Annotated in this window: 27 protein-coding genes; 9 read left to right on the top strand and 18 right to left on the bottom strand. The window is 46.9% G+C overall.

Annotation, left to right across the window (positions count from 1 at the left end; genetic code table 11):
- Positions 1–122: 122 nt before the first annotated feature.
- Positions 123–959 carry a hypothetical protein gene (locus tag QZT18_RS15105; RefSeq protein WP_294148885.1) on the top strand — a complete coding sequence of 279 codons (837 nt, stop codon included), beginning with the start codon at positions 123–125 and terminating at the stop codon, positions 957–959.
- A gap of 16 nt (positions 960–975) precedes the next feature.
- On the top strand, positions 976–1,884 hold the full coding sequence (locus tag QZT18_RS15100; RefSeq protein WP_294148881.1) for a MerR family transcriptional regulator: 909 nt from the start codon (positions 976–978) through the stop codon (positions 1,882–1,884).
- A 369-nt stretch (positions 1,885–2,253) separates the two neighbouring features.
- Here the strand turns inward: QZT18_RS15100 and QZT18_RS15095 are convergent, their stop codons facing one another.
- From QZT18_RS15095 to QZT18_RS15085, 3 genes are all read right to left on the bottom strand, one after another.
- A complete protein-coding gene (locus QZT18_RS15095; protein WP_294148879.1) occupies positions 2,254–3,552 on the bottom strand; it encodes a Na+/H+ antiporter family protein in 1,299 nt (432 codons plus the stop codon).
- Positions 3,553–3,630: 78 nt separating this feature from the next.
- Positions 3,631–5,163, bottom strand: a complete 1,533-nt coding sequence (gene hutH, locus QZT18_RS15090; protein ID WP_294148877.1) for a histidine ammonia-lyase — start codon at positions 5,161–5,163, stop codon at positions 3,631–3,633.
- A gap of 348 nt (positions 5,164–5,511) precedes the next feature.
- Positions 5,512–8,355, bottom strand: coding sequence for a tetratricopeptide repeat protein (locus QZT18_RS15085; protein WP_294148875.1), 2,844 nt, complete (start codon positions 8,353–8,355; stop codon positions 5,512–5,514).
- 274 nt (positions 8,356–8,629) lie between these two features.
- Here QZT18_RS15085 and QZT18_RS15080 point away from each other — a divergent pair, with 274 nt between their 5' ends.
- Together QZT18_RS15080 and hutI are read left to right on the top strand one after the other, a co-directional pair.
- The gene (locus QZT18_RS15080) at positions 8,630–10,654 is read left to right on the top strand and encodes a urocanate hydratase (protein ID WP_294148873.1); all 2,025 of its coding nucleotides are present in this window, start codon (positions 8,630–8,632) and stop codon (positions 10,652–10,654) included.
- Positions 10,655–10,727: 73 nt separating this feature from the next.
- Complete coding sequence (hutI, locus tag QZT18_RS15075) at positions 10,728–11,981, top strand: imidazolonepropionase (RefSeq protein ID WP_125142845.1); 1,254 nt, start codon at positions 10,728–10,730, stop codon at positions 11,979–11,981.
- 94 nt (positions 11,982–12,075) lie between these two features.
- Here the strand turns inward: hutI and QZT18_RS15070 are convergent, their stop codons facing one another.
- From QZT18_RS15070 to QZT18_RS15045, 6 genes are all read right to left on the bottom strand, one after another.
- Entirely contained in the window at positions 12,076–13,947 is a 1,872-nt protein-coding gene (locus QZT18_RS15070; RefSeq protein ID WP_294148870.1) for a heavy metal translocating P-type ATPase, read from the bottom strand.
- Between the two features lie 29 nt (positions 13,948–13,976).
- Entirely contained in the window at positions 13,977–14,195 is a 219-nt protein-coding gene (locus QZT18_RS15065; protein ID WP_294148868.1) for a cation transporter, read from the bottom strand.
- A gap of 77 nt (positions 14,196–14,272) precedes the next feature.
- Positions 14,273–14,632, bottom strand: a complete 360-nt coding sequence (locus tag QZT18_RS15060; RefSeq protein WP_294148865.1) for a metalloregulator ArsR/SmtB family transcription factor — start codon at positions 14,630–14,632, stop codon at positions 14,273–14,275.
- 340 nt (positions 14,633–14,972) lie between these two features.
- Positions 14,973–15,590 carry an ABC-2 transporter permease gene (locus QZT18_RS15055; protein WP_294148863.1) on the bottom strand — a complete coding sequence of 206 codons (618 nt, stop codon included), beginning with the start codon at positions 15,588–15,590 and terminating at the stop codon, positions 14,973–14,975.
- Positions 15,591–15,627: 37 nt separating this feature from the next.
- Entirely contained in the window at positions 15,628–16,503 is an 876-nt protein-coding gene (locus tag QZT18_RS15050; protein ID WP_366925895.1) for an ABC transporter ATP-binding protein, read from the bottom strand.
- Between the two features lie 71 nt (positions 16,504–16,574).
- The gene (locus QZT18_RS15045; RefSeq protein ID WP_294148861.1) at positions 16,575–16,958 is read right to left on the bottom strand and encodes a GntR family transcriptional regulator; all 384 of its coding nucleotides are present in this window, start codon (positions 16,956–16,958) and stop codon (positions 16,575–16,577) included.
- A gap of 447 nt (positions 16,959–17,405) precedes the next feature.
- Between QZT18_RS15045 and QZT18_RS15040 the strand changes: the two genes are divergently transcribed.
- Positions 17,406–18,035: a flavodoxin family protein gene (locus QZT18_RS15040; RefSeq protein WP_294148859.1), complete on the top strand. Its 630-nt coding sequence runs from the start codon at positions 17,406–17,408 to the stop codon at positions 18,033–18,035.
- Positions 18,036–18,125: 90 nt separating this feature from the next.
- Here the strand turns inward: QZT18_RS15040 and QZT18_RS15035 are convergent, their stop codons facing one another.
- On the bottom strand, positions 18,126–18,590 hold the full coding sequence (locus tag QZT18_RS15035; protein WP_294148858.1) for a low molecular weight protein-tyrosine-phosphatase: 465 nt from the start codon (positions 18,588–18,590) through the stop codon (positions 18,126–18,128).
- Between the two features lie 584 nt (positions 18,591–19,174).
- On the opposite strand from QZT18_RS15035, the gene QZT18_RS23585 reads away from it, so the two are divergent.
- Positions 19,175–19,252: a putative holin-like toxin gene (locus tag QZT18_RS23585; RefSeq protein WP_227030990.1), complete on the top strand. Its 78-nt coding sequence runs from the start codon at positions 19,175–19,177 to the stop codon at positions 19,250–19,252.
- 122 nt (positions 19,253–19,374) lie between these two features.
- Here QZT18_RS23585 and QZT18_RS15030 read toward each other — a convergent pair whose 3' ends face one another.
- Positions 19,375–19,575: a hypothetical protein gene (locus QZT18_RS15030; protein WP_294148856.1), complete on the bottom strand. Its 201-nt coding sequence runs from the start codon at positions 19,573–19,575 to the stop codon at positions 19,375–19,377.
- Between the two features lie 346 nt (positions 19,576–19,921).
- On the opposite strand from QZT18_RS15030, the gene QZT18_RS15025 reads away from it, so the two are divergent.
- Together QZT18_RS15025 and QZT18_RS15020 are read left to right on the top strand one after the other, a co-directional pair.
- Positions 19,922–20,476 (top strand): RNA polymerase sigma factor, encoded by a 555-nt coding sequence (locus tag QZT18_RS15025; RefSeq protein WP_294148854.1) that lies wholly within the window; start codon positions 19,922–19,924, stop codon positions 20,474–20,476.
- A complete protein-coding gene (locus QZT18_RS15020; protein WP_294148852.1) occupies positions 20,469–21,554 on the top strand; it encodes a DUF4179 domain-containing protein in 1,086 nt (361 codons plus the stop codon). Before QZT18_RS15025 ends, QZT18_RS15020 begins: the two co-directional genes overlap by 8 nt.
- Positions 21,555–21,726: 172 nt before the next feature.
- On the opposite strand, the gene QZT18_RS15015 is transcribed toward QZT18_RS15020, so the two are convergent.
- The 5 genes from QZT18_RS15015 to QZT18_RS14995 all read right to left on the bottom strand — a co-directional run bounded on the left by QZT18_RS15015 (position 21,727) and on the right by QZT18_RS14995 (position 24,512).
- Entirely contained in the window at positions 21,727–22,485 is a 759-nt protein-coding gene (locus QZT18_RS15015; protein ID WP_294148850.1) for an alpha/beta fold hydrolase, read from the bottom strand.
- A gap of 78 nt (positions 22,486–22,563) precedes the next feature.
- Complete coding sequence (locus QZT18_RS15010) at positions 22,564–22,881, bottom strand: CD3324 family protein (protein WP_294148848.1); 318 nt, start codon at positions 22,879–22,881, stop codon at positions 22,564–22,566.
- A 153-nt stretch (positions 22,882–23,034) separates the two neighbouring features.
- Positions 23,035–23,448 (bottom strand): GNAT family N-acetyltransferase, encoded by a 414-nt coding sequence (locus QZT18_RS15005; protein ID WP_294148845.1) that lies wholly within the window; start codon positions 23,446–23,448, stop codon positions 23,035–23,037.
- A gap of 48 nt (positions 23,449–23,496) precedes the next feature.
- Entirely contained in the window at positions 23,497–23,823 is a 327-nt protein-coding gene (locus QZT18_RS15000) for a branched-chain amino acid transporter permease (RefSeq protein WP_125142828.1), read from the bottom strand.
- Entirely contained in the window at positions 23,820–24,512 is a 693-nt protein-coding gene (locus QZT18_RS14995) for an AzlC family ABC transporter permease (protein ID WP_366925894.1), read from the bottom strand. Before QZT18_RS14995 ends, QZT18_RS15000 begins: the two co-directional genes overlap by 4 nt.
- Positions 24,513–24,673: 161 nt before the next feature.
- Between QZT18_RS14995 and QZT18_RS14990 the strand changes: the two genes are divergently transcribed.
- Positions 24,674–25,225, top strand: coding sequence for a helix-turn-helix domain-containing protein (locus QZT18_RS14990; protein ID WP_294148843.1), 552 nt, complete (start codon positions 24,674–24,676; stop codon positions 25,223–25,225).
- Here QZT18_RS14990 and QZT18_RS23580 read toward each other — a convergent pair.
- A complete protein-coding gene (locus QZT18_RS23580; RefSeq protein WP_366925893.1) occupies positions 25,197–25,424 on the bottom strand; it encodes a DUF6783 domain-containing protein in 228 nt (75 codons plus the stop codon). The genes QZT18_RS14990 and QZT18_RS23580 overlap by 29 nt on opposite strands.
- 106 nt (positions 25,425–25,530) lie before the next feature.
- Positions 25,531–26,640: a hypothetical protein gene (locus QZT18_RS14985; RefSeq protein ID WP_294148841.1), complete on the bottom strand. Its 1,110-nt coding sequence runs from the start codon at positions 26,638–26,640 to the stop codon at positions 25,531–25,533.
- Positions 26,641–26,782 lie beyond the last annotated feature (142 nt).

The following is a 26,782-nucleotide window of genomic DNA, read 5'->3' as shown; positions in this document are numbered from 1 at the left end:
CCCACTCCCCCGTCCGCCGTCTTACAGAGGCGTCCTCGCATCTCAACTAAATCCTAAACCCTCTTGTAAATTCCCCCTCCAGGATGTATGTTATTCTTATGAACAATAAGGAGGGTTACAGAATGGAATTTACGTTAAAAATTACAATGGCCGATCCGGCCGGGAACCGGACAGCGTTTGCTGAGGGTGATGTTCCACCCGAATTATATGCAGCGGTGGGCGCTGCTATTTTGAAGGAAGAGGATTTAAATGCAGAACAGGCAGGATTCATCCTTCCGCCGCTCAGAGGAGCCGCCGGACGTATGGAGATGATGGGTGGAGAATTCTGCGGCAATGCATCCAGGAGCTTTGGCCTGCTGCTGGGAAGACGTAGCGGTATGAAGGCGGGCGAGCGTATTCCTGTCGAGGTTTCGGGCAGCCGGGACATTCTGGAGGTGCTTTTAGAGGATGACGGTTCCTGGGTATCCATGCCGCTTCCGCAGGCTATCACGGAACTGACGCTTCCGGAAGAAGCCGGCAGGGACAGCGGGATTGCATCCACTGACGGAAGCGGCCTTCTGCGTTTTCCGGCGGTTGTCCTGGAGGGAATTACCCACGTGATCCTTGAAAATGTGGAGCCATCCGAGTCACTGGCCCACGCCGTCCTCGATAAAATGGCAAAGGAAACCGACGTGGATGCGGCCGGAGCCATCTTTATAAACGGCGGCGGGATGACGCCCGTCGTATGGGTGAGGGCAACCGACAGTTTTATCTGGGAAAGCAGCTGCGGCAGCGGAACCCTGGCCTCCACGGTATGGCTTGGACGCGATGTAAAGGACGGGGATTTCCGTCTCGAACTGAAGCAGCCGGGCGGTATTTTAAAAGCCGAGTTTACGGCCAAAGAAGGCCGAATCACCGATGCCAGAATCGGCGGCCCCGTATTTTTTGAGGAACCCGTTATCAGGACAATTACAATATAGCGTCAATGGGGCGATTATGAAAAATACATTCACAATTTCAGAGATAGCGGATTTCTTCAATATCTCCACGCAGACGCTGCGTTATTATGACAAGATTGGCCTTATGAAACCCGTGAAGACGGACGAATCTTCGGGGTACCGTCTTTATAGTGGCGAGCAGTTCGACAAGCTCTATCTGATACGCGATCTGAAGCAGCTCGGACTCTCCCTGGACCAGATTAAGTCTTATTGTGAAACAAAGGATATACGCGAGCTGGGCCGGATCCTCGATGAGACAAGTTCCTCACTGGAACGCCAGTTAAACGAGCTTCAGTCTCTCAAAAAACATGTGGATGATTATCTGAGGAGCATCCGTCTTCTGGAGAACGCCCACGGGCGCAGCATCTGTGAATTCCGGCCGATCCGTGAGCGGTATGCTTATACCGTAGACATTAATTTTCAGGCAGAGCATCTCCTGCACTACATAGATATCCTTCAGGAATCCTATGCCCGCTCTTCACTTCAGAATGTCGAGCCGGGGCATATCCTTTTGGGCATTCACAGTAAAGCACTGGGGAAGAATAACCTGGATGGGTATAATTTTATCGGCAATATGCTGAAACAGCCTGTCCGGGATAAAAACGTGAGGACATTTCCGGAAGGATTGTATGCGGTGGCCTGCCATCTTGGCAGTTATGACACAATATTCGACACTTACCGGAAGCTTCTGCGTTATATCCGTCAGCACCACTATACCATATCGGGCGATTCCCTGGAGATTTCCATCACCGATATTGCATTCACCGATAACCCGGAGGAATTTGTCACCGAAATTCAGATTCCGGTGGAAGAACCGGAGGCGCAGAATGTATCGGGAACGGAATCAGGAATAAAGCCTGATCCGGAACCAGCGTCACCGCCAAAACCGGAACCGGAATATTCCTAATTTTAAAAGTGAAGACATAACCGTCAATTTAAAAAGCCGTTTCTTTCGGATTGCTCATAAAACCGTATTGCGAGTCTGGGGTTTTTAGTCCCGGGTTTCAAGTCCGGCGTTCCGAAAAAGCGGCTTTTGTTGTCGTCCGCTCCGTTCTGCTCCGGCATGATACTTTGACCTTATAACGGCTCTATCCTGTTTTTCTCAGCCTCCGTCCCGGGGGATTCTCACCGCCTGTATCGCTCATCTTCTCTTTTAAAAAAGGACAGGGAAAGGCGGCAGAGTGGGATGTATCTTGCCTATACATCTCTCTGCCGCCTTTGACGTGTTGTTTAAGGGGTTATTTTAAGTAGTAACTATATTCAGTTTTTAGTTGCCTTACAGTACCTGTGCTGCCAGGATAGCAGCGATCATTAACGGAATGTTGAAGTGTAAGAATGTAGGTACACAAGTATCCCAAATGTGATCATGCTGTCCATCTGCGTTCAGACCACATGTAGGCCCAAGCGTAGTATCGGAAGCCGGTGAACCAGCGTCACCAAGTGCTGCTGCTGCAGACATCAGGACGATAGTAGCTGCCGGAGAGAATCCGATCTTAGAGCATAACGGAACGTATAATACTGCAAGAACAGGAACTGTACCGAAAGAGGTACCAATGCCCATTGTTACAAGAAGACCAATCAGTGTGATAACGGTTGCTGCAATCAGCTTGCTTCCGCCCATCAGTTTAATAGAACTGTCTACCAGTTCATTAACAGCGCCGGTATCTTTCAGAACCTGTGCAAATCCGCCTGCTACAAGCATAACGAATGCGATAAAGCCCATTAATTTGATACCTTCGTTGAACTGATCGTCAATGTCTTTTCTCTTAACTGCGCCTGTGAGGAACATAACGAGAAGTCCGCCCAGAGCAGCAAATGGAAGAGAACCAAATTTAATCTGAAGAATTACCACAACAACGATAGCTGCAATTGTGCACCAATGCTGTGGAGTTAATTTCAAGCTTGATAATTCATGTGTCTCTGCAATCACGATATCTTTGTATTCACGCGGTTTTCTGTATGAAACAAAAAGTGCGATTAAAAGACCAATCAACATGGCAACTGCCAGGATCCAGTTAACAGAAGCGATTTCGCCTACGGTTACAGGCATTCCGTTCTGTGTCATATTGTCTCTGATGATACCCATGAAAATAAGACCAAAGCCCATCGGAATAGCGATATAAGGAGCCTTGTGGCCGAAAGCGATTGCGCAGGCAACGCCGCGGCGGTCGATTTTCAATCTGTTCATGATTACCAGTAACGGCGGAATCAGAATCGGAATATAAGCAATATGTACAGGAACGATATTCTGGGATGCAACTGCGATTAATGTAAGGATGAGAATCAGGATGTATTTGTTCTCACCTACCACAGCGGCAACCTTCTTGGAAAGAATCGTTGTAATTCCCGTGTAAGCCATACAAGCGGCAAATGTTCCCAAAAGAACATATGCAAGCGCTGTCTCGCCATTTCCGCCAAGTCCTCCAAGCATGGAAGACAGTGTACCAGCCACTCCCAGTCCACCGGCGATACCGCCGATGAACAGGGAAATAAGCATGGATAATAATACGTTTACTTTAAATAAGCAAAGAATACATAATGATATAACTGCCAATACTACAGGGTTAGTTAACATAAAAGCCCTCCTTCTTCATACATACTTTGCTACTTTTCCACTCCCCAGAAAAAAAGTAAACAACACACACCCCTTAAATTAAATCTCAATAGAACCGCCGATTGCTTCCTCTACGGCCTTAACTAAGGAACCGTCAGCGATAATATTCTCACAGTAATTGATATCGTCATATAACGGACGATCTTCCTCGAGACGGGCAACTTCCTTACGAACTAAATCATAAGCGGCCTGTGTACCTTTACCAAGACCCTTGTTGCCTCTCATATCGATACCCTGGCATGCTACCATAAGGTCCATAGCCAGAACACGTCTTACGTTGCGGCCGATCTCCCCAGCCTGTCTTGCAGCGATTGTACCCATACTTACGTGGTCTTCCTGACCTGCGGAGGATGGAATGCTGTCTACGCTGGCCGGATGTGCCAGAACTTTATTCTCAGATACTAAAGCGGCTGCGGAATACTGAACAATCATGAATCCGGAGTTAACGCCGCCGTTTGGTGTAAGGAATGCCGGAAGTCCGCTGTAAGCCGGGTTAACAAGACGCTCGATACGTCTCTCTGCAACGTTGGCTAACTCAGATTCTGCAATCTTTAAGAAGTCAAAGCTCAGCGCCATTGGCTGTCCGTGGAAGTTTCCGCCGGAAATTCCTGCTCTGTCGTCTTTGAAGATGATTGGGTTATCTGTTACGGAGTTAATCTCGATATTTACATGCTCTTTCACATAGTTAACAGCATCTTTGCTTGCGCCGTGAATCTGTGGGCAGCAGCGTAAGGAATAAGCATCCTGTACACGGATTTCGCCCTGGCGTGTTGTATTCTTGCTGCCTTCCAGAAGTTTTAACAGGTTTCTTGCTGTTGCAAGCTGTCCTGAATGTGGACGTACATCATGTACTCTGTGGTCAAGTGCATCTACAACGCCGTTCTGAGCCTCAAAGTCCAGAGCTGCCGTGATATCTGCTACTTTCAGAAGGTTCAGGGCATCATAAAGAGCAAGGGAACCTGCAGATGTCATAGCCTGTGTACCGTTGTTCAGTGCAAGACCTTCTTTAGCGGATAACTCGATAACCGGGATACCTGCTTTTGCCATAGCTTCGGCACCTGGAAGAACTTCTCCCTCGTACTCTGCAAGGCCAAGTCCGATCATCGGAAGTACCATATGAGATAATGGAGCAAGGTCACCGGAAGCTCCTAATGAACCTTTCTCAGGAATGATTGGTGTAACGCCCTTGTTCAGCATGTCAACCATGGTCTGAAGTGTCTCAAGACGGATTCCGGAGAAACCTTTTGCCAGGTTGTTGATACGAAGAAGCATAATTCCTCTTGCGATATCTTTTGTGAAAGGATTGCCTGCGCCAACCGCATGTGTGATGATCAGGTTTTTCTGTAAGTCTTTACACTGATCCTGGGAAATAACAACATCGCTGAATTTTCCGAATCCTGTTGTGATTCCGTAAACTACCTTCTCTTCTGCTATTAAATCATCTACAATCTGTCTGGATTCCAGAACGCTCTTTTTGGTCTCCTCCGACAGTTCAAGTGTTACGCACTCACGGCAAACTGCTACGATCTGTTCTACTGTTAAATCCTGTCCTGTAATTACTACTTTGTTCATCTTATCTTCTCCTTTACTGCTGTTTTTTCATACTGTTACTCACCCTTGACGCTCTCATTTCGTCAGGGCAATTGATGGGATTATTATATTACATGAAGCGTCAAAAAAGCGTCAAAACTTGTAATATTACTGACAAAATTTATTTTTTTTATATGTTTTCATACTTCTCCACTTTACTTTGATAGCATGACAGACTTCTTAGCTTTACCATGGTAATGCACCAGTTTTTTCACTTTAATGTGTTATCAAAATGAGGTATTTTTCATGGAAGACGCGCCGGATAAGGCTGAAAAAGGCCGCGGAAAGCTCTTTTTTGATGAACTTCCCGCGGCCATACCGTCGAATTTTCTATTCCAGTTCCTTCCTGACCGTCTCAAGAAGCAGTTCTGTCGTCGGATTTCCTATCTTGGCAGACAATTCCACGCCCTTCCTGTAATGCTCCTCCGCCTCTTCGCGGCGGTCTGTCTTCAGGCAGGTCATGGCAAGGTAAGTCTCCGCCCTCTCAAGGCCCCATCTGTATCCGTTCTTTTCCAGACATTCCCTTGCGCGCTCAAGGTAATTGGACGCTTCCTCGTATCTGCCCTGGCTGTACATGACCTGGCCGATGTTGCAGTACACCTGGCCCAGCCCGTTTGTCTCCACAGGTCCTTTTCCCACGGTAATTCCCTTTGTGTAGAATTCCAGCGCCTCGTCAAACCGGTCCTGGATCCTGTAGATATCGCCGATATAATTATAACAGGCAGCAATACTGGCCGTATACTTTCCTTCTCCGTCTTCCAGCTCCCGGAATACCATCAGCGCCTTCTGAAGGACTTCCTCGGCCATCCTGTACTCCTGCCTCTGCACATGGTACCAGCCCTTGAGACGCAGGAAGGTGGCGTATTCGTCTTTCTCTTCCTTTTTAATACATCCCAGTCCCAGGTTCACATATTTATCCACCTTCTCCAGATCTTCCCTCTGGATTCCATGGAATATCTGCTGTTTGTAGCAGGCCAGCAGGTTCTTGTTGGCGTTCAGCTTCTGGGCGAGGAAGATACTCCTCTCAATATTGGCGATTCCGCTGTCATATTCCCCCATGGCGATATCATATCTGCCCTTGATATAGTGCATCTCCATCTTCATACGGCGTATCTCCCTGGAATCATCTTTCAGATTGATAACGTCCTCCGCCAGCTCAAGCATCTTCTCCGCCTCGGCCATAACGCCGAAATCATCTCCGAAGTCGGAGGCCTCCGTGTGAAGCACAGGGAAATTCTCATTGATGACCGTATAAAATTCTTTCAGATACCGGATCTGGTACTGGTAAGCCTTAACCTGGTCATGACACTTGTCGTAATGATAAACCACCAGCGGCAGCACCATGAAATCCTGCTCTGCCTGGGCCTCATAATATTCCGCCAGCATCTTATGGTACAACTGGCGTTTTCCGTTGCTCTGTTTTTCGTAAATATATTCCTGGAAGATGCGGTGGACAAATTTGTAATAAACATTCCATCCAACCAGTACCTCTTTAATAAGGAAACCTTCCTGTAACCGTTCCAGGATTTTGAGAAGAGTCAGGCGGTCCATTCCCTTCATCAAAAGCTCTATTTCCTCAATGCTTATCTTCTCCGGGAAGACCGACATGCAGTCCAGCACTTCCTTCTCATCCTGGGATATGCCCGAAAGTCTCGCCTTGATGACAAAGTTTGTTTTCGGTGACTTCTCAAGCGTATATCCTTTCTCCCTGATAATGTTAATCATCTCCGTCAGGAAGAAGGCGTTGCCGTCCGTCAGCTCATAGAGTTTCTGACGTTTGTCCGGCTCCGAATCGAGTTCCGGAAGCGTCTTATGAAGAATCTCATCGGTTTCCTCCCCCGTAAACGGCTGAAGCGACAAAAGCTTGACAAAATCCCTGCGCACCAGAGGTTCCAGAGACTCCATCACCTCCACCTCACTGCTCCTGTTGTAGGTGCAGATCGTAAGCAGGGCATCGGGTTCCAGCATAAACTGCAGCCGGCACATCAACTGAAAGCTCATCTGGTCCATCCACTGGATATCGTCAAAAGCCAGAACCAGGCGGTACTTCTTTGAAATCTCCATAAAGAGGCTGATGACCGTCTTCTCGATCATCTGGTAGGTCATCCTTCCGCTCTCCCTGTCGTCACCCATACCTCTGTTCAGGATCTGGGCCAGCTTCTCCTCCTGTCCGGTGGAAAGCGCATCCTTGATCATCCCATTCTCGATACACTGCTGAATCTCCTGGAAAATATCGTTCCACGGGTTTAAAAAGAAATCGGCTCCCTGCCTGTAACACACCGCATAAAGTGTAATCATCTGCTTGCCGGCGGCAAGCTTCAGGCCGCATTCCAAAAATGACGTTTTTCCGACGCCCTCCTCGCCCTCGATGGCCAGGCATCCCACCTTCTCCCCTGCCGTACGCTCCAGGAACCCGCTGATTTCATAAAGTTCCCTCCTGCGCCCGATAAAGGGAAGATCAACGGAGACACCCTCCGTCTTCACATGTTCCTTGACGTTAAAAACCTGATGGAACAAATCTTTGACCTTTTGGGACGGTTCCATATCGAGTTCATCCTGGAACAGCTTCAGGAGATCGTAATACAGGCGGATTGCCATCGTATAATTCCCGTTCTCCGCATATACGTTCATGATCTCATAATATAATTCCTCATTGTATGGATCATTTTTAATAAGGATATTACTATATTTCTGAATCAGGGAAACGTCCTTTTTCTCGCGGGCCTCGTCCAGGTATTCCCTGGCGCTCTTCGAGATGTCCTGGCGCTGTTCTTCCCTGACTCCTCCCACCCATTCCTCAAATTCATAACAGTTCTTTATATAAAAATGGTCCAGAAATACGCCGGCCTGTCCGGCATCCGAACCCGTATGATAGTCCAAATCGATCTTCACCGGATAATCGGGATTCAGTGCAATCCCCGTATGACCCGTCGTTATTAAAATATCTTTGTCCAGAAAACGTCTAACCTGATAAACCGCATCCCGCAGCTTCTTCTTACCGGTGGTCTCGTCCTCGTCCCCCCACAAAAGACAGATGACCTCCTCCCTGGTGACCGTTTTCTTTACACAGAGATAATATAAAAATCCCTCTACTTTTTTATAAGGGAAATTAACCTTCTCCCCATCTGCAAAAATCGTCGGATTTCCACACAGGTTAATTTCAACTTTCTTCATGGCGCCTCCCCTGACATATATACTTTACTGCAAAACTCTCGCTGTCCGTCAAAAAGACCCTGCCGCAAAACGCGGGTTCCTTCTATAAGATCTATTATATTTCAGTATACAAAACCTGACGGGTACTGTCAACTCTGACGTCCAAAGAAGGTTGACAGGATTATTTTTAAAAAGATTAAAATTATCAATTAATATTGACGTTTTTTGGACTCCGCATTGTTATAATAAGCTCAGAAAGTTAAAAAAAACACATAACAGAAAGGACGAGATAGCAATGAACAATAGTGAAATCGGAAAAGCTATGACAATCAAACTTGACCCGGTACTCCCGGAGTATCCCGTTTTTAAAGAAGGCATCCGCCGCGCTCCAATGAGAGAGCTTACCTTATCAGATCATGAGAAAAAACTGGCTGTAAAGAATGCCCTTCGTTACATCCCTGAAGAGCTTCACGAGCAGTTAGCTCCTGAATTCATGGAGGAACTTCTCACACATGGACGTATTTACGGATACCGTTTCATGCCGAAGGGAGAAATCCACGGAAAACCAATCGACGAATACAAAGGCAACTGTATTCAGGGTAAAGCAATGCAGGTTATGATCGACAACAACTTAAGCCATGAGATTGCTCTTTATCCTTACGAACTGGTTACCTACGGCGAGACAGGCCAGGTTTGCCAGAACTGGATGCAGTATCAGATGCTTAAAAAATACCTTGAGGTTCTGACAGACGAGCAGACACTTGTTGTTATGTCCGGTCATCCTCTTGGACTGTTCCATTCCCACAAACAGGCTCCGCGTGTTATCATCACAAACGGCCTGATGGTAGGTGAAGGCGACAACCCTGAGAAATGGGCAAAAGCAACCGCTATGGGATGCTCTTCCTATGGACAGATGACAGCCGGCGGCTGGATGTACATCGGACCGCAGGGTATCGTTCACGGAACATTCAACACAATCTTAAATGCAGGACGTAAATTCCTTGGCGTTCCGGCAGACGGAGATCTTGCAGGCCACTTATTCGTAACAAGCGGACTTGGCGGCATGAGCGGCGCTCAGCCAAAAGCTATCGAGATCGCAGGCGGCGTTGGTATCGTTGCCGAGGTTGACTACTCCAGAATTGAGACAAGACACAGCCAGGGCTGGGTAAGCAAAATTGCCGAGACACCGGAAGAGGCGTTCAAACTGGCTCATGAATACATGGAGAAGAAAGAAGCTATGTCCATTGGTTTCCATGGCAATATCGTAGACCTTCTTGAGTATGCGGTTAATGAGAATATCCACATCGAACTTCTCTCCGACCAGACATCCTGCCACGTACCTTACGACGGCGGATACTGCCCACAGGGTCTTACCTTTGAGCAGAGAACCGAGATGCTTGACCATGACAAGGCTACCTTCTGCAAACTGGTAGATGAGACCCTGACAAAGCATTTCCACTTAATCCAGACTCTGGTTTCCAGAGGTTCTTACTTCTTCGATTACGGCAACGCATTCATGAAGGCCGTATACGATGCAGGCAATAAAGATATCTCCAAGAACGGCGTAGATACAAGCGAAGGCTTTATCTTCCCATCCTACGTAGAAGATATCTTAGGACCGGAGTTATTTGACTATGGTTACGGCCCGTTCAGATGGTGCTGCTTATCCGGCAAACACGAGGATCTGGTTAAAACAGACCACGCTGCTATGGATATCATCGATCCGAACAGAAGATTCCAGGATCGCGACAACTGGGTATGGATCCGCGACGCTGAGAAGAATAAACTTGTTGTTGGTACACAGTGCCGTATCCTTTACCAGGATGCACTTGGAAGACGCGACATCGCCCTCAGATTCAACGAGATGGTTAGAAACGGAGAAATCGGACCGGTTATGCTTGGCCGTGACCACCATGATACAGGCGGTACAGATTCTCCATACCGTGAGACAAGTAACATCTACGACGGTTCCAACTTTACTGCTGATATGGCTACTCAGTGTTACGCCGGCAACGCAGCAAGGGGCATGAGCTTAATCGCTCTCCACAACGGCGGCGGTACAGGTATCGGTAAAGCAATCAACGGCGGTTTCGGCCTCGTTCTGGACGGTTCCGAACTGACAGACCAGATTATCCGCGAGTCTATTCCGTGGGATACCATGGTTGGTGTTTCCAGAAGAAACTGGGCAAGAAACGAGCACTCTATCGAGACTGTAGCTGAGTACAACAAACAGTTTGCAGACACAGATACAATCACAATGCCTTACATTGCCGATGACGCTCTGATTGAGAGAGTTTTCAAAGAGGCAACATCCAAATAATGTTACTATTATCTTACAGAGGCTGTTGTTTTTATGGCAACAGCCTCTGTAAAGTATATAAGAGAGGTAAAATATGACGAAAAGATATATCCGACACGCTTCCGAACTCGTAACCTGCAAGGGCCAGGCTCCTAAACGCGGCAAAGAGATGTCCGACATCGGCCTCATCGAGGACGGCGGCGTCCTGATCCACGATGATAAAATCTTCGCGGTTGGCACTACAGAAGAACTGGATAAGATGATTAATCCGGATGAATACGAAATAATCGATGCAACGGGAAAAACCGTACTGCCGGGCTTCGTTGACTCACATACCCACTTTGTGTTCGGCGGTTACCGCGCCGATGAATTTACCTGGCGTTTAAAAGGCGACAGCTACATGTCCATCATGGAGCGCGGCGGCGGCATCAATGCCACCATCAACCCGACCAAGAGCGCAACACAGGAAGAACTGGTTGAGGTTGGCCGTGAACGCCTGAACCGTATGCTGGAATTCGGCGTTACCACCGTGGAAGGCAAGAGCGGCTACGGAATGGACTGCGAGACAGAGTTAAAGCAGCTCCGCGCCATGAAAGAACTGGACAAAATCCATCCGGTCGACATTGTCACCACCTTCCTTGGGCCGCACAGCGTGCTTCCTGAGTACAAGGGCAAAGAGCGTGAATTCATCGACATGATGATCAAAGAAGTAATGCCGAAGGTAAAAGCAGAGAATCTGGCCGAGTTTGCCGATATCTTCTGCGAGAAGGGCGTTTTCAATATTGAAGATTCCGAGTACTACCTGAATACGGCAAAAGAGATGGGCTTTAAGCTGAAAATCCATGCCGATGAGATGTTCTCCCTCGGCGGAGCCGAACTGGCATCCAGAACCGGCTGTTTCTCGGCAGACCACCTTTTAAAAGCATCCGACGAAGGAATCAAACAGATGGCTGCATCCAGTGTCATCAGCACACTTCTTCCCGCTACGGCATTCTGTCTTAAGGAAGAGTACGCTCCTGCCAGAAAGATGATTGACAGCGGCTGTGCGGTAGCCATCGCTTCCGATTTAAACCCGGGAAGCTGCTTTACCAACAATATTCCTCTGCTTGTAGCTTTAGGCTGCATTTACATGAATATGTCCATCGAGGAAGTAATCACCGCTCTGACCATCAACGGCGCCGCCGCTGTCGACAGGGCCGATCAGATTGGAAGTATTGAGGAGGGTAAAAAGGCAGATATCATCTTCCTGAAATATCCTTCCATCAACTATATGCCATATCACACAACCATCAACCTGGTGGAGACTGTAATCAAGAATGGCGAAACCGTATATCACAAAGAGTGGTAAATTAATTATTGCCAACTGTCATCTACCATAAGAGGCGCCCGGGATTCATTCCCGGACGCCTCTCCTCATTGATCTTATGATCAATCCTATGCTCTTAATCTTCTGTCTTCAGCGCCCTCATTGCATTTAAGATGGCAATGACGGAAACGCCCACATCGGCAAATACCGCTTCCCACATGTTGGCCATTCCCGCCGCTCCCAATATCAGGACCAGCGCCTTGACGGCGAGGGCAAATACAATATTCTGCTTTACTATTTTCAGTGTCTTTCTGGCAATTTTGACAACGGATGCAATCTTCGCCGGGTTATCGTCCATCAGAACGACGTCCGCAGCCTCAATCGCCGCATCCGAACCCATGCTGCCCATTGCAATTCCAATATCCGCTCTCGTCAGCACCGGGGCGTCGTTGATTCCGTCGCCTACGAACGCCAGTTTCCGTCCCTCGTTCATGGATTTTAAGAGTGTTTCCACCTTCTCTACTTTGTCGGCCGGAAGCAGTTCCGTGTAGACGCCGTCAAGCCCGATTTCCCTGGCCACGGCCTCTCCCACTTCTTTCCTGTCGCCGGTCAGCATAATGGTCCTGCGGACGCCTACCGATTTCAGGGAGCGTATTGCCTCAAAGGTTTCTTTCTTAATTGTATCGGATATCAGCACACTTCCGGCAAATTTACCGTCTTTTGCCACATAGATAACCGTGCCTGCGTCCATACATTTTTCATATTCGATTCCGGCCTGTTCCATCAGCTTTCCGTTGCCGGCAAGTACGGAGCTGCCGTCGATCACCGTCTTTACACCGTGGCCCGAGATTTCCTCGGTCTCTCCCAGACGGTTTACGTCGATTTCCTTTGCATATGCCTCTTTGAGGGATGCCGCGATCGGATGGTTGGAATAATTTTCCGCCAGAGCGGCAAGCTCCAGAAGCTCCTCATCACTCATTCCAACCGGATGCAGCTTCGTCACCTTGAATTCGCCTTTTGTCAGCGTTCCCGTCTTGTCGAATACAATCGTATCCATCTCAGCCAGCGCTTCCAGGAAATTGCTTCCCTTTACCAGGACGCCCTTCTTAGACGCCGCACCGATACCGCCGAAAAAGCTTAACGGAACGGAAATCACAAGAGCGCAGGGACAGGAAATAACAAGGAAAATACAGGCTCTCTCAATCCAGCTTCCGAATCCCTGGCCCAGCACTAACGGCGGAATAACGGCCAGAAGAACTGCTGCAATCACCACTACCGGTGTGTAATATCTCGCAAAACGGGTGATAAAGTTTTCCACCTTCGCCTTTTTGCTGCTGGCGTTCTCCACCAGTTCCAGGATCCGGGCAACCGTGGAATCCTCAAACTCTTTCGTCACTTCCACCTTCAGAAGTCCGCCTCCGTTGACGCAGCCGCTGATAACTTCCGTGCCTTCCCGCGCTGCCCTGGGAACCGATTCTCCGGTCAGAGCGGAAGTGTCGATCAGAGACTCGCCGCTTATTACCACACCGTCCAGGGGGATTCTCTCTCCCGCCTTGATTACTATAATATCGCCAACCGCCACATCATCGGGATCAACCTGCTTAAGCTGGCCGTCCTCCTCAATATTAGCGTATTCCGGACAGATATCCATCATGGCGCTGATCGACTGCCTGGAGCGGTTGACTGCATAATTCTGAAACAGTTCTCCCACCTGGTAGAATAACATTACGGCAACGGCCTCTGAGTACTCCCTGACTCCAAACGCGCCGAATGTGGCAATCGTCATCAGAAAGTTTTCATCAAATACCTGGCCGTTGATAATTCCTCTCGCCGCCTTATATATGATATCCCATCCGATAATCAGATAAGGCACCAGGAAAATAAGGAGTTTGGGCCACATTCCCGGGAAACGTTCCAGTACGCCGGAATGTTCACCGGCTATGGCAAGAATGTAAATGATAAATGCCACAATAATTCTGCCGAGCATTGTTTTCTGCTTTTTATTCATGTCGCCTCCCGCTGCAAATTCTGCCGTTATTACATGTTAATAATGCAATCCGGCTCCACTTTTTTGCAGACCGCAACTACTTCTTTCATAATTTCATCGAAACGGCTCTCTTCGGCGTCGATAGTCATCTTCTGTGTCATAAAGCTGACATTGGCATCCGCCACACCCTCAATTTTTTTGATGGCGTCCTCCATCTTTGCCGCACAGTTTGCACAGTCCAGATCTGTTAATTTGAATTTCTTTTTCATCTTACTATTCCTCCATCGATTTTTAGTTTATTTTGTTTTATGATGATTTAATTAAATATTTGATTTAATTTTTTTCATTATTCTTTTATATGCTCATAACCCTGGTTGATAATACTTCTCACATGGCCATCCGCCAGAGAATAAAATACGGCTTTGCCTTCTCTTCTGTTCTTCACCAGCTTAGACTGCTTCAGAATCCGCAATTGATGGGAAATGGCTGATTGGGTCATGTTCAGGAGCTGGGCAATATCGCATACACACATCTCCGCCTCAAACAGCACATACAGTATTCTGATTCTGGTTGAATCTCCAAACACTTTAAATATCTCTGCCAGATCGTATAAATCATCGTCATCGGGCATCTTCTCTTTTACTGCTTTCACCACATCCTCATGAATCTGATAGAAATCACAGCATTCTACGTCATGTACCGCCAAATGTCAGAACCTCCTTTCCTCATTCCTCCCGAAACCCGGGAGCCCTTAAAGCCGCATACCGTATTGCTGATTCACCGCAATATCATACTGGCTGTTTTGTCGTTCAAACGATTGAACGATTGTTCATATGATTATAATATTCCGTTTTCTCCTTAATGTCAAGCAATAAAAATAAATTCTCAAAAGAGCCTGCGGCGATGTGTAATACTGTTGCTCACACATCGCCGCAGGCGCCCTTATCCATGTATTTTATTTGCAGCCATCCCGTGCATTCCTTTAAACCAAACACGGAATCCGTTTTATACAGGCCCATATAGGCCCTATCCAATCCCTGTGATATCTATAAATCTTTTTTCCGAAACGATGATACGGAAATACAGACCGAGGCCACCATAAACAAAGCGGCTATGAACGGCATAATTTTGAGTACCATGATAATCTGCCATCCCTCGATTTTCGGCAGCCTGTCTTTGAACAGCATCACCAGAACCCATGGCAGCATCCAGATTACCATATTTATATATCGGGCCTTCTCGATGCCCATGATATAAACCATCGGCATCAGGATTGCCTGCATGAAAACAGTCACGACCAGTACGGCGCCAACCCCTGCAAATATTTCAATAACAGGATCTTTTGAAATGAAGGCATATCCGGCCGTAAAAATCAGTGATACGATGGATAAAATCAGGTCAAGCCCCAGCATAAAAATGTATTTGGACCACACCATCTCTTTCCTGCTCACCGGCATGGCCGCCAGATATTCATTGCAGTGGAATTGTTTATCGTAGCTGAATGAATTGAAGCATGCCATAAGCCCGAGCATTGACGTCATCATCAAAATCATGGAAACATTCCGAAATATCACGCCATATGCCGCAAATATCACCAGCACCATCGCCCAGCTCTTAAGCTGAGGCTTGAACATACAGATTTCCTTATATAATAATCCTTTCACGATTCTTCCTCCCTTCCGTTCTCCTCCGCATCCCCCGCTATTTTTCGGACTTTACCAGAAAAAGCATAATCTCTTCCAGAGAAGCGGACTCCATTGCCATCCCGTCTTTTACCCGGAATGTTCTGTTTAACTTTACAAGCGCTTCGGCGCCAAAACTGTTTTCACGGATTCCGGAAACGGTAACATATCCTTCGCCCACCATCTCCATGATATTGCTGCGGCTGCCCTTTAAAATCCTGTATTCCTCCAGCAGGCGGTCTTTCTCCTCACAGAGCATGAGCCGCCCGGCATGGATAAATGCGGCATAGTCCGCCGTCTTCTCAATATCACTGATAATATGGGAGGAAATCAGCACGGAATGTTCTTCATCCATAACAAATTCCCTCAGAATGTCGAGCACTTCCTCCCTCACAACCGGATCCAGGCCGCTGGTAGGCTCATCGAGAATCAGCAGTTTCGCACCGTGGGAAAGAGCAATCGTAAGAGCCAGCTTCATCTTCATTCCCTTGGAATATTCTTTAATCTTCTTCTTTTTATTTATGTCGAACTGATCCAGATAACGGAAAAAGCATTCACTGTCCCAGTTTTTGTAAATTCCTCTCATCATCCGGTCAATCTCTGCCGCTTTAAATACGTCGGGCAGGCTGAGGCCCTCCATGACAATCCCTAAATCCTCCCTGAGCCTTGAATTTCCCTCATGCAGCTCTTCTCCGAAGAGACGGATCGTTCCGCCGTCCCTGTGGATCAGGTTCAAGACCGCCTTGATCGTCGTACTCTTGCCCGCCCCATTTTCTCCCATCAGGCCCATGATACAGCCGTACGGCAGTTCCAGATTAATGTCCCGGAGGGTAAAGTCACTGTAGTGTTTCGTCAGGCCCTCTATTTCCAGAATGTTATTTGTCTTTTCATCCATATTCATCACCTCTTAAATCCCTCCTGTTACGCCCTGGCCTGCTGCCGGCCGGGGCTGCGCCTCAGGCTGCCTCAGGTTCTGTCCCAGTCTTCATAGAGGGCGGCCAGCACATCCTTCAGCTCCTCATATGGAATGTGGGCAACCCGCGCCATATCCACGGCATCCTGAAGACATTCTTCAATCTTCTTAAACTGCTCTTCCTTCATTAACTCTTTGTTTTTTCCGGTGACAAAGCTCCCTTTTCCCTGGAGCGATTCAATGAATCCTTCTTTCTCCAGTTCCTCATATGCGCGCTTTGTGGAAATGAGGCTGACCCTCAGTTCCCTGGCCAGATACCGGAGCGACGGAAGCGGGGCCCCTGCTTCCAGTTCTCCTGAAATGATCGCATTCTTAATCTGGCTTACAATCTGCTCGTAAATCGGCCTGTCACTCGAATTACTGATGATTATATTCATATTTCATTTCTCCTGCAGTGCGTGATGCTTTTCTTTGTCTTACTGCTTCAACAAAAACATCTGTATATATACTGTATATCAATATCATACACAGTATATATACAGATGTCAATATGTTCTCCCGATAAATTGCTTACGATTTTATAACGTATTTATTTTCAGCTTCTTTTAGGCAAAGTAAGCAGACACGAATCGAAAATGCCTCCGCAATAACACGGCAACAGGGGAAAACAGCCGCAGCATTGAATATCAGCACTGCTGCTTTATGGAGGAGAAGAAAGAAGTATCGTAGAGATTTGTATTGAGACTCTGCATTCTTATATGGCGGATTTGTTATGTCTGACGGGATTTTGATGCCTGACGGATTTGTCAGACTCTCCCGAAAAGAGTATAATGGATTGAGAATGGTAACAGATCTGTCTATCAATGAATAAAAGGAGGAATCAAATGAAAGTACTGCTAATAAACGGAAGTCCACATAAAGACGGATGTACATACACAGCTCTTCACGAGGTCGAATGTCAACTTCAAAAACACGGAATTGAAACGGAAATCCTTCATGTCGGCCGTCAGAGCCTGCAACCCTGTATTGACTGCAAGAACTGCTGGGGAAAGGGCCGCTGCGTCTTTGATGATATCGTTAATCCGGCGATTGAAAAAATTATCGCTGCCGATGGAATTGTTATCGGCTCGCCCGTCTATTTCGGAGGTATTACCGGAGGACTGAAAACATTCCTCGACCGGGCTTTTTATGACGCCAAACGGCTCTATTCCGGTAAACCGGCTGCTGCCGTTGTGAGCTGCAGGAGGGGCGGCGCCAGCACTGCATTTGATCAGATTAATAAGTATTTTCTCATTTCATCGATGCCGGTTATCTCCTCCCAGTATTGGAACAGCGTGCACGGCGATTATCCGGATGAGGTAAAAGAAGACCTGGAAGGTTTGCAGACCATGCGGGTTGTAGCCGACAATATGGCTTGGATATTAAAGTCGATCGAAGCAGGAAGAAACGCCGGAATCCAGCCGCCGGTGCGGGAAAACCGTATGAAGACAAGCTTTTATAAGCCTCATAATTGATGGCGGAAAGACCAAATGCAGGAGATTCACTGCCTTCATGAATCTCCTGTATTTTTCCTGCCATATGCACTTTTTACAGGACTTCGTTTATTATCGCCCTTTTCTTTCATTCAAAAAATCCAGAAATGCCTCACATCCCTCTCTGATATCCTCATACGCCGTGTCAAAATCACCGGTGTACCAGGGATCCGAAATGTTGCGGGGGCGGTCTGAAAAATCGAGAAGCCGAAATACCTTACCGTCCGGATCTCCGCCCAGAATCCGTTTCATATTAATAATGTTGCGCTCTTCCATTCCTAAAAGATAATCATATTTGTCGTAATCGCTCTTTTTAAGCTGAACAGCCCTCTTACCCTCACAGGAAATCCCGTGTTCCTGAAGTTTCCGCCGGGCCGGCGGGTAAACCGGGTTGCCAATCTCCTCCGTGCTTGTGGCAGCGGATGCAATGTAAAAATCTGTGCCGCGGCCCTGCTTGGTTACCATGTCGCGGAAGATGTATTCCGCGAGGGGAGAGCGGCAAATGTTTCCGAGGCAAATAAATAGTATTTTTATCATAAATTTCTCCTTTTTCAAAATGCCAAAATCTCCCCCCATTTTGCAAGGTTTTATCGAGTTTTTAGCACTCATATCAGTTATTACACAATCAGCATGTTACTACAAAAATGAATCATTTTTTCCGCGGAATACATCTCCAATTATTTTTTTATACTTTCATTTACAGCCTGCTTGACGTCTTGTATAATTAATACAGGCAGTTCCTACTGCTGGGTGGCTTCCATCTCCGAAAGGGGGTGGTCTGTGATGTCTACATATGAGGAATTTATGATGATCATAAATGTGGCAATGCTAATTGTCGCAATCCTGGTATACATAGATAAGCACAATGGTAGAAAAAAATAGTCACCCGCCTGCAAGCTTAGTGACTATTTTTTATTGAGTTATTAACTTGGAAGCCACTCTGTTGGAGTGAACTGCCTTTTTCTACCCTTATTATAATTGTTTTTTCTGGCAAATGTCAACTATATTTAATCATTTCTCAATCCTTCTGCTGTTTACATCTATTTGGCCATTTAGTATAATTTTGACAGGCACTTCCTACTGCTGGGTAGCTTCCATCTCCGAAAGGGGGATGGTATAACATGAGTACATATGAGACACTTTCTTTAATGATTGCGTTTGGAGTACTTGTTGTTATGATTATAGGTACAAAAAAATAGTCACCCGCCTACCAGAGCAATAGTGACTATTTTTATAGAAACATAAGATTCTGGAAGCCACTCGCTGGAGTGAACTGCCTTTTTGTACCTTTATTATAAATCAATTTTGATTTATCTGTCAATCACGATTTTTCAGTGCTTTTCTTTCCTCTCATTTCCACTTTTCCTTGCCATATCAAGACTCTAATCCGAATTAAACTGGTGTAGTAAGCGCCCCTCCGATTCGGAAAACTATTAATTTCACTAGATTTTCCGGGACTTTTCAGGGTGTAGCCGTAATCAACAAAAAGAATATTAATTCTATCTCCATTGTACTTCATCATCGTTTCTGTCTCCATTTGTTTTAATGATTAAAGTCTGCTGTAAATTCACATAATGATCGAGTGCTGATTTTTATTTACGTATTTATTATTTATGTACTTTTTAATCATTTACTTCTTATTTGTCTGCCGTTTACAACCGAATAACCGTTTAGTATAATGATCCCAATCAGGTTCCTGCCGCCGGGTGACTTCTACTCCCATGTCTGTCAAATTTTCCAGCATTTCCCCTATCATTACCATTGTTCCTGCCCACACTTCTACATATTTTAAAATATTCCCGATTGTACTGAAACCTTTTCCGACGGACTGCGTACTGTTAGGTGAGATACTTAAAAAGGAGGATGCCATGAATGATTACGAAATCATCCAGAAAATGAAACGCAGAGAGGAAGAAGGTCTGCGTCTTCTGATGAAGCAGTATACAAACTATGTGACCGCCATCGTCTGCAACATTTCCCAGGGCATTTTGCTGGTGGAGGATGTGGAGGAGCTGTCTGCCGACGTATTTCTGTCCGTCTGGAGCCATGCGGACGGTTTGAAAGAGGACAGGCCGCTGCGCCCTTATTTGGCCCAGGCCGCGCGCAATGCGGCAATCAGCAGACTGCGGAAGATAAAGGATGTTCCCCTCCCCTTTGACGAGGACATCATAACACTGCATGCCGGAGAAAATCCGGATGAGCTGGCTATCCAGCGTGAACAGACCCGGATTATCGACTCGGCGGTGGAGGATTTTGGCGAGCCGGACCGGGAAATATTCATCCGATTCTATTTCCTGGGAGAACGTATTGAGGCCATCGGAAGACGGTTAACCCTGAATCAGGCAACGATCCGGACCAAGCTGCACCGATGCCGTAAACGGTTAAAAGGGATCTTTGAAGAAAGGGGATACCAGTATGAGTAAAAAGATAAAAATCAGCGATTTATGTTCCCGGCTGGATCAGCAGTACATTGAAGATTTGGATGTGGAAAATATGACAGAATTGAAACCTTCCGAGCAGCGGATTGAAGATATCGTATTCCAAAAACTCCGCACGGAACAGGAAACGGCCGCACCGGCCGGGAAAAGAGGTACAATGAGAAAGAAATCATGGAAAATATTATTAATCGCAGCCGTCCTGTGTCTGTTTTCGACGACCGCATTTGCCATGGCCGGAGGTTTTGACTACTTCCGCTCCATCTTCGGGGATACCGTGGACAATGCAAAACAGGATATTTTGACACCCCAGATTACCGTATCCGACAACACCCGCCAGATGTCCCTGGAAAGTATGCTGACAGACGGTTATAAACTCAACCTGATCGTATCACTGAAAACCATGTCCGGCAAAGCGGACGGCGATGTTGAAAAAAAAGAGCCCATCGACCTGTTTGATGTGACCCTGCAGCCCCCTGCTTCCGATTCCGGCCGCCAGGAAAATGCCATGTCGTTTACGTGTAATGAACTGACGGAGTTTTCAACTAATGGCCGGCATTTATATCATATCCAGATGGATTCTCTGACCGACTGCACGGGCTGGAACATGAAAGTCTCCCTGGCCGACGATCTGGGAGGATTGTCCCTGGAATCAGATATAAAGGGTTCGGCGGCGGCTACCGAGCTCACTATCAATCAGGTTATCGACAACAGCCTGACCATTGAAACACTCCAGATTTCTCCTCTGGGCGTTCTGGTTATTGGAAATGAAGGCAATGCCTCCGGCGGACTTCCCACTCCCTCTATCAGCCTCACCTTTAAGGATGGGACTCAGGAAGAACTAATCAACCCAAGTTCCTTTGACTCCGGGGACGGAGAAACCGTAACCGGTGGCGGCGGCGTTGTTGTCGGAGAAGACCCAATGACAGGGCCGCTTGTGGTCGCAACGTACGGACAGAGAAATCCAAGCGGAAAACTTGCTATTGCAGGAGAATTCGGACGGATCATCCAGATAAAAGAGGTACAGTCCATTACCGTAAATGGAACCGCATATCCGGTTAATTAATAAGACCGTTCTTCATTGAATTTTAAAAAAAGGCAAAAGCAAAAGTAAATTAAAAAACAGGGAAGGACTCCAAAATCATGGAATTCTTCCCTGCTTATTCATTCTTTAAATGCTCCCTAAGGTCCTGATATTCTAAGATCCTGATGTCTTGATGTTCTGATACCCTATTTCCCTATACTCCAAAGAATTCTTTTGCAAGCTCTGAAAATTCCTCCACATTTGTCAGCATAGCCGGATGCCCTCCGTTAGGAAAGAGGTGCAGCTTTGCATCAGGTATTTTATCCGCCATATCCCTGAATGTTCTTTCTATGTCCATTCTCTCTGCAAACTCATCATCTTCCATGCTTGCCGTCAGAAGAACCGGTACGTTTAGCTGCGCCAGATCTTTGTGGAAGAAACTTTTTACGGACTTCTCATGCCTGATGATAACGTCCGTGTCATTGTCAACGACACTTTCCCAGTCGCCGCCATGGCAGTATTCCCAAAGCAGACGCATCTGTTCAAGGCTCTTTGTCCGTCCACGTTCTTCCCGGACGGTATCAGCCCAGGAGCTGAGGACGCTTTCCCCCTCAAAACTGTCTGCAATTACTTTGTCAACCAGATCCTCACGTTCCAATGCCACATTCAGGGCGGCCAGCGCCCCTCCGCTTGTCCCGATCAGGTTCACCTTTTCATACCCCTTAAGCAGTATCAGTTCAATAATCTGCATCGCCTCATCATACCAGAAATCCACCGGGAATTCTTTGAGCCGGCCGGAGTTTCCATGCCCCAGGAAATCCACCAGAATCACGTTAAAGTCATTCTGGTACAGGTCAGCTGCCCCGCCGAACATCTTTGACGAAACACTGTTGCCGTGCAGCAAAAACAGCGGCTGCCCGGAACCGGTTTCTTCATAATAAACGTTTTTACCCGCATATTTAAAAAATGCCATCTCCGCCACCTCCATAAAATCAATTCATGGTTCTATTGTACCAGAGCAGGCATGGCGGTTAAACTTCCTGTTTGTTTATCAAATGATTCTGTTCCGCGGTTCAGGCGTCCTATGAAAATTTATATTCTGTTCTTTCTCTTTTTTAAGTATCCGCCGGATGCTCTTTTCGGCCAGATAGTATTTTTCCGACAGCATCACGGTACTCATCCCACTTTGGTAATCCCGATAAATCCGGTTGTTGCGGGCTGCCAGTACCTGTCTTGTATCCGTATTTTCTCCCCAGCACTTTTTATTGGATTCTTTTTTGGGGATGTAGATTGCCTGGCCGTCTATGTAATCCTGTATCTGCGCCACAATCTCTTCCGGCAGTAAATCGTATACATTTCGATAGCTCACTCTGCGCCTCCTAATTTATGATTTTAGGATTGCAAAGGCTATTATCCACGATTATATTAATTTTTTAATTTTAGTGTGTCATAGCCTTTGCTATGCACAGCCACTTACTCCACAACCCATTCAGGCGCCTCCTTTACTCATTACATCCGTACTTTAAATCTTATTGCTGAAATTGCAAAGCTGCATGGACACTCCGTCTTCCATTACTTCAAAACCGAACTGCTTGTAAAAAGCGGCGTTTTTGCTCTCCTCCGGCATGATTTCAATGTAGAGATAGTCCCTGTATTTTTCCTTGACCATCCGGACCATCGTTCCTGCAATACCATGCCCCTGATAGTCCGGACTGACCAGTACATAATGCAGATAGGCAAGCAGTTCGCCGTCGTCCAACAGCCTGACCAGACCGGCCAGCCTGTCTCCGTCCCATGCCGTGATTACGGTAGAGGAATTCATCAGAGCCTTATATAACCGGCTCGGATACTGACCTGATATCCAGCCCACGGACAGAAATAATTCCTGTACCTGTTCCTGGGTAAATTTCTTTTCTTCCGTATAAATAATCTCCATAAGCATTGTCCCCCCGACGGATTTAAATTTATGTTTGTGTTTATTATATCACCGAAAACACGTCTGCACCAGAACCATATACAAAACCGTTCCTCCGCCGATGCTCAAAAGCGTATTCTTTTTCCACTTATGAAGGATGTAAATAAAAAGGACGGCTATCCCCTCGGGCGCTCCGTGATACGGCGTATAAAAAGCGTCTTTCAAACTGTAAACCACCAGCAGGCCAATCACGGCATAGGGCAGCACCGTTCCAAGGTAGGCAATATAGGGCGGAGGCGTCTTTCCCTCCGGAAAAATCAGGAATGGAAGAAATCTTGTGAGCATCGTCCCCAGTACGACGACGAGAATCGTAATTACACTTTGAATGGTAGTCATTGTGCCGCCTCCTTATTTACTTTCTTTCTGTCCAGTGTAAAGCACAGGATAATCAGCGCCATAGCCGGTATGATGAAGCTCCGGCTTCCGAAAGCCAACAGGCAGAGCAGAGAACACGCGAGTCCCGTGAGGGCGGAACGGTGATCTTTTGTCTCCTCCCACTGGTTGATAAACATCACGACAAACAGGGCAACCATCACAAATTCAATGCCCGTTGTATCAATATGTATGACGTATCCCAGCAGCGCTCCCAGGGTTGCCCCGGCAACCCAGTAGATTTGATTGAGCATGGTTACAAAAAACATAAACCATCCTCTGTCTACCCCCGGCAGCATTGTTGCAGTACAGTTAATCATAAACGCTTCATCGCACATCCCAAAAATCAGATACGGCTTTTTCCAGCCCAGATTCTTGTATTTATCCAGCATGGAAATCCCATAAAACAGATGCCGGGCATTGACCATCAGTGTCAGGCAGAACGCGTAAAACGGGTTAAATGCCGACAGCAGCAGATTCACGGTGACGAACTCCATTGAGCCCGCATAGATAAAAAAACTCATAAGCATCGGATAGACAAAAGAAAATCCTTTGCTTCTCATCAGGAACCCATAAGACATTCCGATAAATAGGAAACCCACGCAGATTGGTACTGTGTAAGGCAAGGCGGCTCTGAATGCTTTCATTTTCATAACTTCATTTCTCCCTGTTTTTCTTGATCTTTTATCAAAGTTTTTTTATACTGTTCTATATAATCATAAAATATTGAACACTCGTTTGATTCAGTGAACAAATCGTTTTATATATCATACAATCGTTCGCTATATCTGTCAAGCCGAGAGAGGGGTATTACATGGATCTTGGAAAAATTATTGCACTCAACTTAAAGCTGCTCCGCACCGAACGCAACCTGACGCTGGGACAATTATCAAAAATATCGGGTATCAGCAAGGCCATGCTTTCAGATATTGAAAAAGGAGGCAGCAATCCCACCATCAATACCATCTGGAAAGTTGCCAACGGCCTGAATGTGCCATACACCAGATTAATGGAAGAAATAGAGAAAAAGGCGACCGTTATCCGGAAATCCGACTCCATGATGCAGACCGATGAGACGAAACATTACCGGGTATACTGTTATTTTACAAGCACACCGGTCCGCAATTTCGAGTTATTCTATGTGGAACTGGACGCCGAATCCTCCAATGCCTCGATCGGGCATTCCGTAAAGGCAGAGGAGTATATTTATGTTATCCAGGGGGAGCTGGTGCTTCACACGGAAACAGAAGATTATACGCTGAACGAGGGGGACTCTCTTGTGTTTGATTCTTCCATTGCACACACCTATATCAACAGCAGGAATACGCTCCTTACCTTTATGGTGGTAAATTTCTATCCAGGCTAGAGCGTGTTTGAAAATTGCTTTCCGTCGGCTGTGCGTCACACTTTGTGGGAGATTTGGGTCCAATGAAGAAGGCGTAGTGGGCTACGCTGACTGAATTGGGCCCAAATATGCCGCGAAGTGGGGCGTGCAGATGGCGGGAATGAATTTTCAAACACGCTCTAGGAAGGAGTGGAGTATAACCATCGCTGATAAAAAACACCGGTATCGGAATTCGGATGTCGAAACACCCCTGTACGGATCATTTAATCCATACAGGGGTGTTTCAGTTTCAGCAGCTTCAACTCTTTTTACAGCTTCAGCCCTTTTTACAGCTTCAGCCCTTTACTCACATTCACAACAAAATCCTGCACATTGGTTACAATTCCCTTTGCCGACAGGCTGCCTCGATCGCCCAGCTTATTCACCGCGAACTCCGAGATATCTACGGTATAGAAATAGACCTGCCGAATTGTTCCGTCCGGCATCACGCGGAAGGACGGCGTCATGTTGCCCGTTGCAACGGAATGAAGCGTTGTCGCCATACAGATGACCGTTGTTGCCTTGCTGATGCATTTTCTCATCGCATCCTGGCCCTCGTAAACGTTGGCGTGAACCTCGGGTAGAGGCCCGTCGTCACGGATGGATCCAACCAGCACAAAAGGTACATCCTTCTTTACACAGCTGTAAATAATGCCGTTGTCGATTCCCTCTTTCTCAATAAAGGCCGGAATGGAACCGTGGTATTTCACCTTATTGATCGTATCAATATGATTGTAATGGCCTCCCTGGTAGCTCTGCTGCGTATAAATATCCTGCCCGAGAGCCGTTTTCAAATAAGCGCCCTCCAAATCATGAGTCGCCAGAGCATTTCCGGCCAACAGCGCGTCTACATAGCCGTTCATCACCAGTTTTGAGAACGCTGCCCTGGAATCGGCGTCAAACGCACAGGCCGGGCCGAGTACCCAGGCCACATAACCGTGTTCCTTCTCATATTCCAGCAGCTCGTAGATATTGTCATAGTCCCTGGAAAAAGCGGTCTCCCTGGAACGGCTCTGGCGGAAGGCAAACGATTCCTGGCTGTCTGCCCCGTCTGCATCGCTCCCGGAGAACTCGCTGAAACCGTCCGGGTACACATAGATCCCGTCTTCTCCGTTTTCCGTCCTGCCCGTGAATACCATATCGCCCTGTTTCAGGTTCCTGAATTCACGGACGAAAATTTTCTCATTCTCATAGACTGCGACACAGTCCATACGGCTCTCTTCAGCCAGCAGCCAGCGGCCGCCCACCTTAAAATATTCCGGGAAAATTGTGGTTGCATGATATCCGTCCGGAGCGACTCTGTCAAACGGAGCAGGCTCAAACTTTGCTTCCGGCGCCTCCGTAAACCGGGGCAGGGTAAAATCCGGGGCCTGATACGTTTTTAATTGAAATGACATGATAAATTCCTCCCTGTAGTTCTGTATTGGTTTTCGGTTACACACCGCAGCCATTCTTCTATAACTAATTTATCATATTTCGATACTTCCAACAACCACCTGAAAACAATTATGGGAGGGATCCGGTTTAGAGGCATGATTC

It is taken from the genome of uncultured Clostridium sp., assembly GCF_900547735.1.
In the GTDB taxonomy this organism is placed as follows: domain Bacteria; phylum Bacillota; class Clostridia; order Lachnospirales; family Lachnospiraceae; genus Otoolea.
Note: the sequence above shows the minus strand (reverse complement) of the source record. Positions and strands in the feature narration are given on the sequence as shown.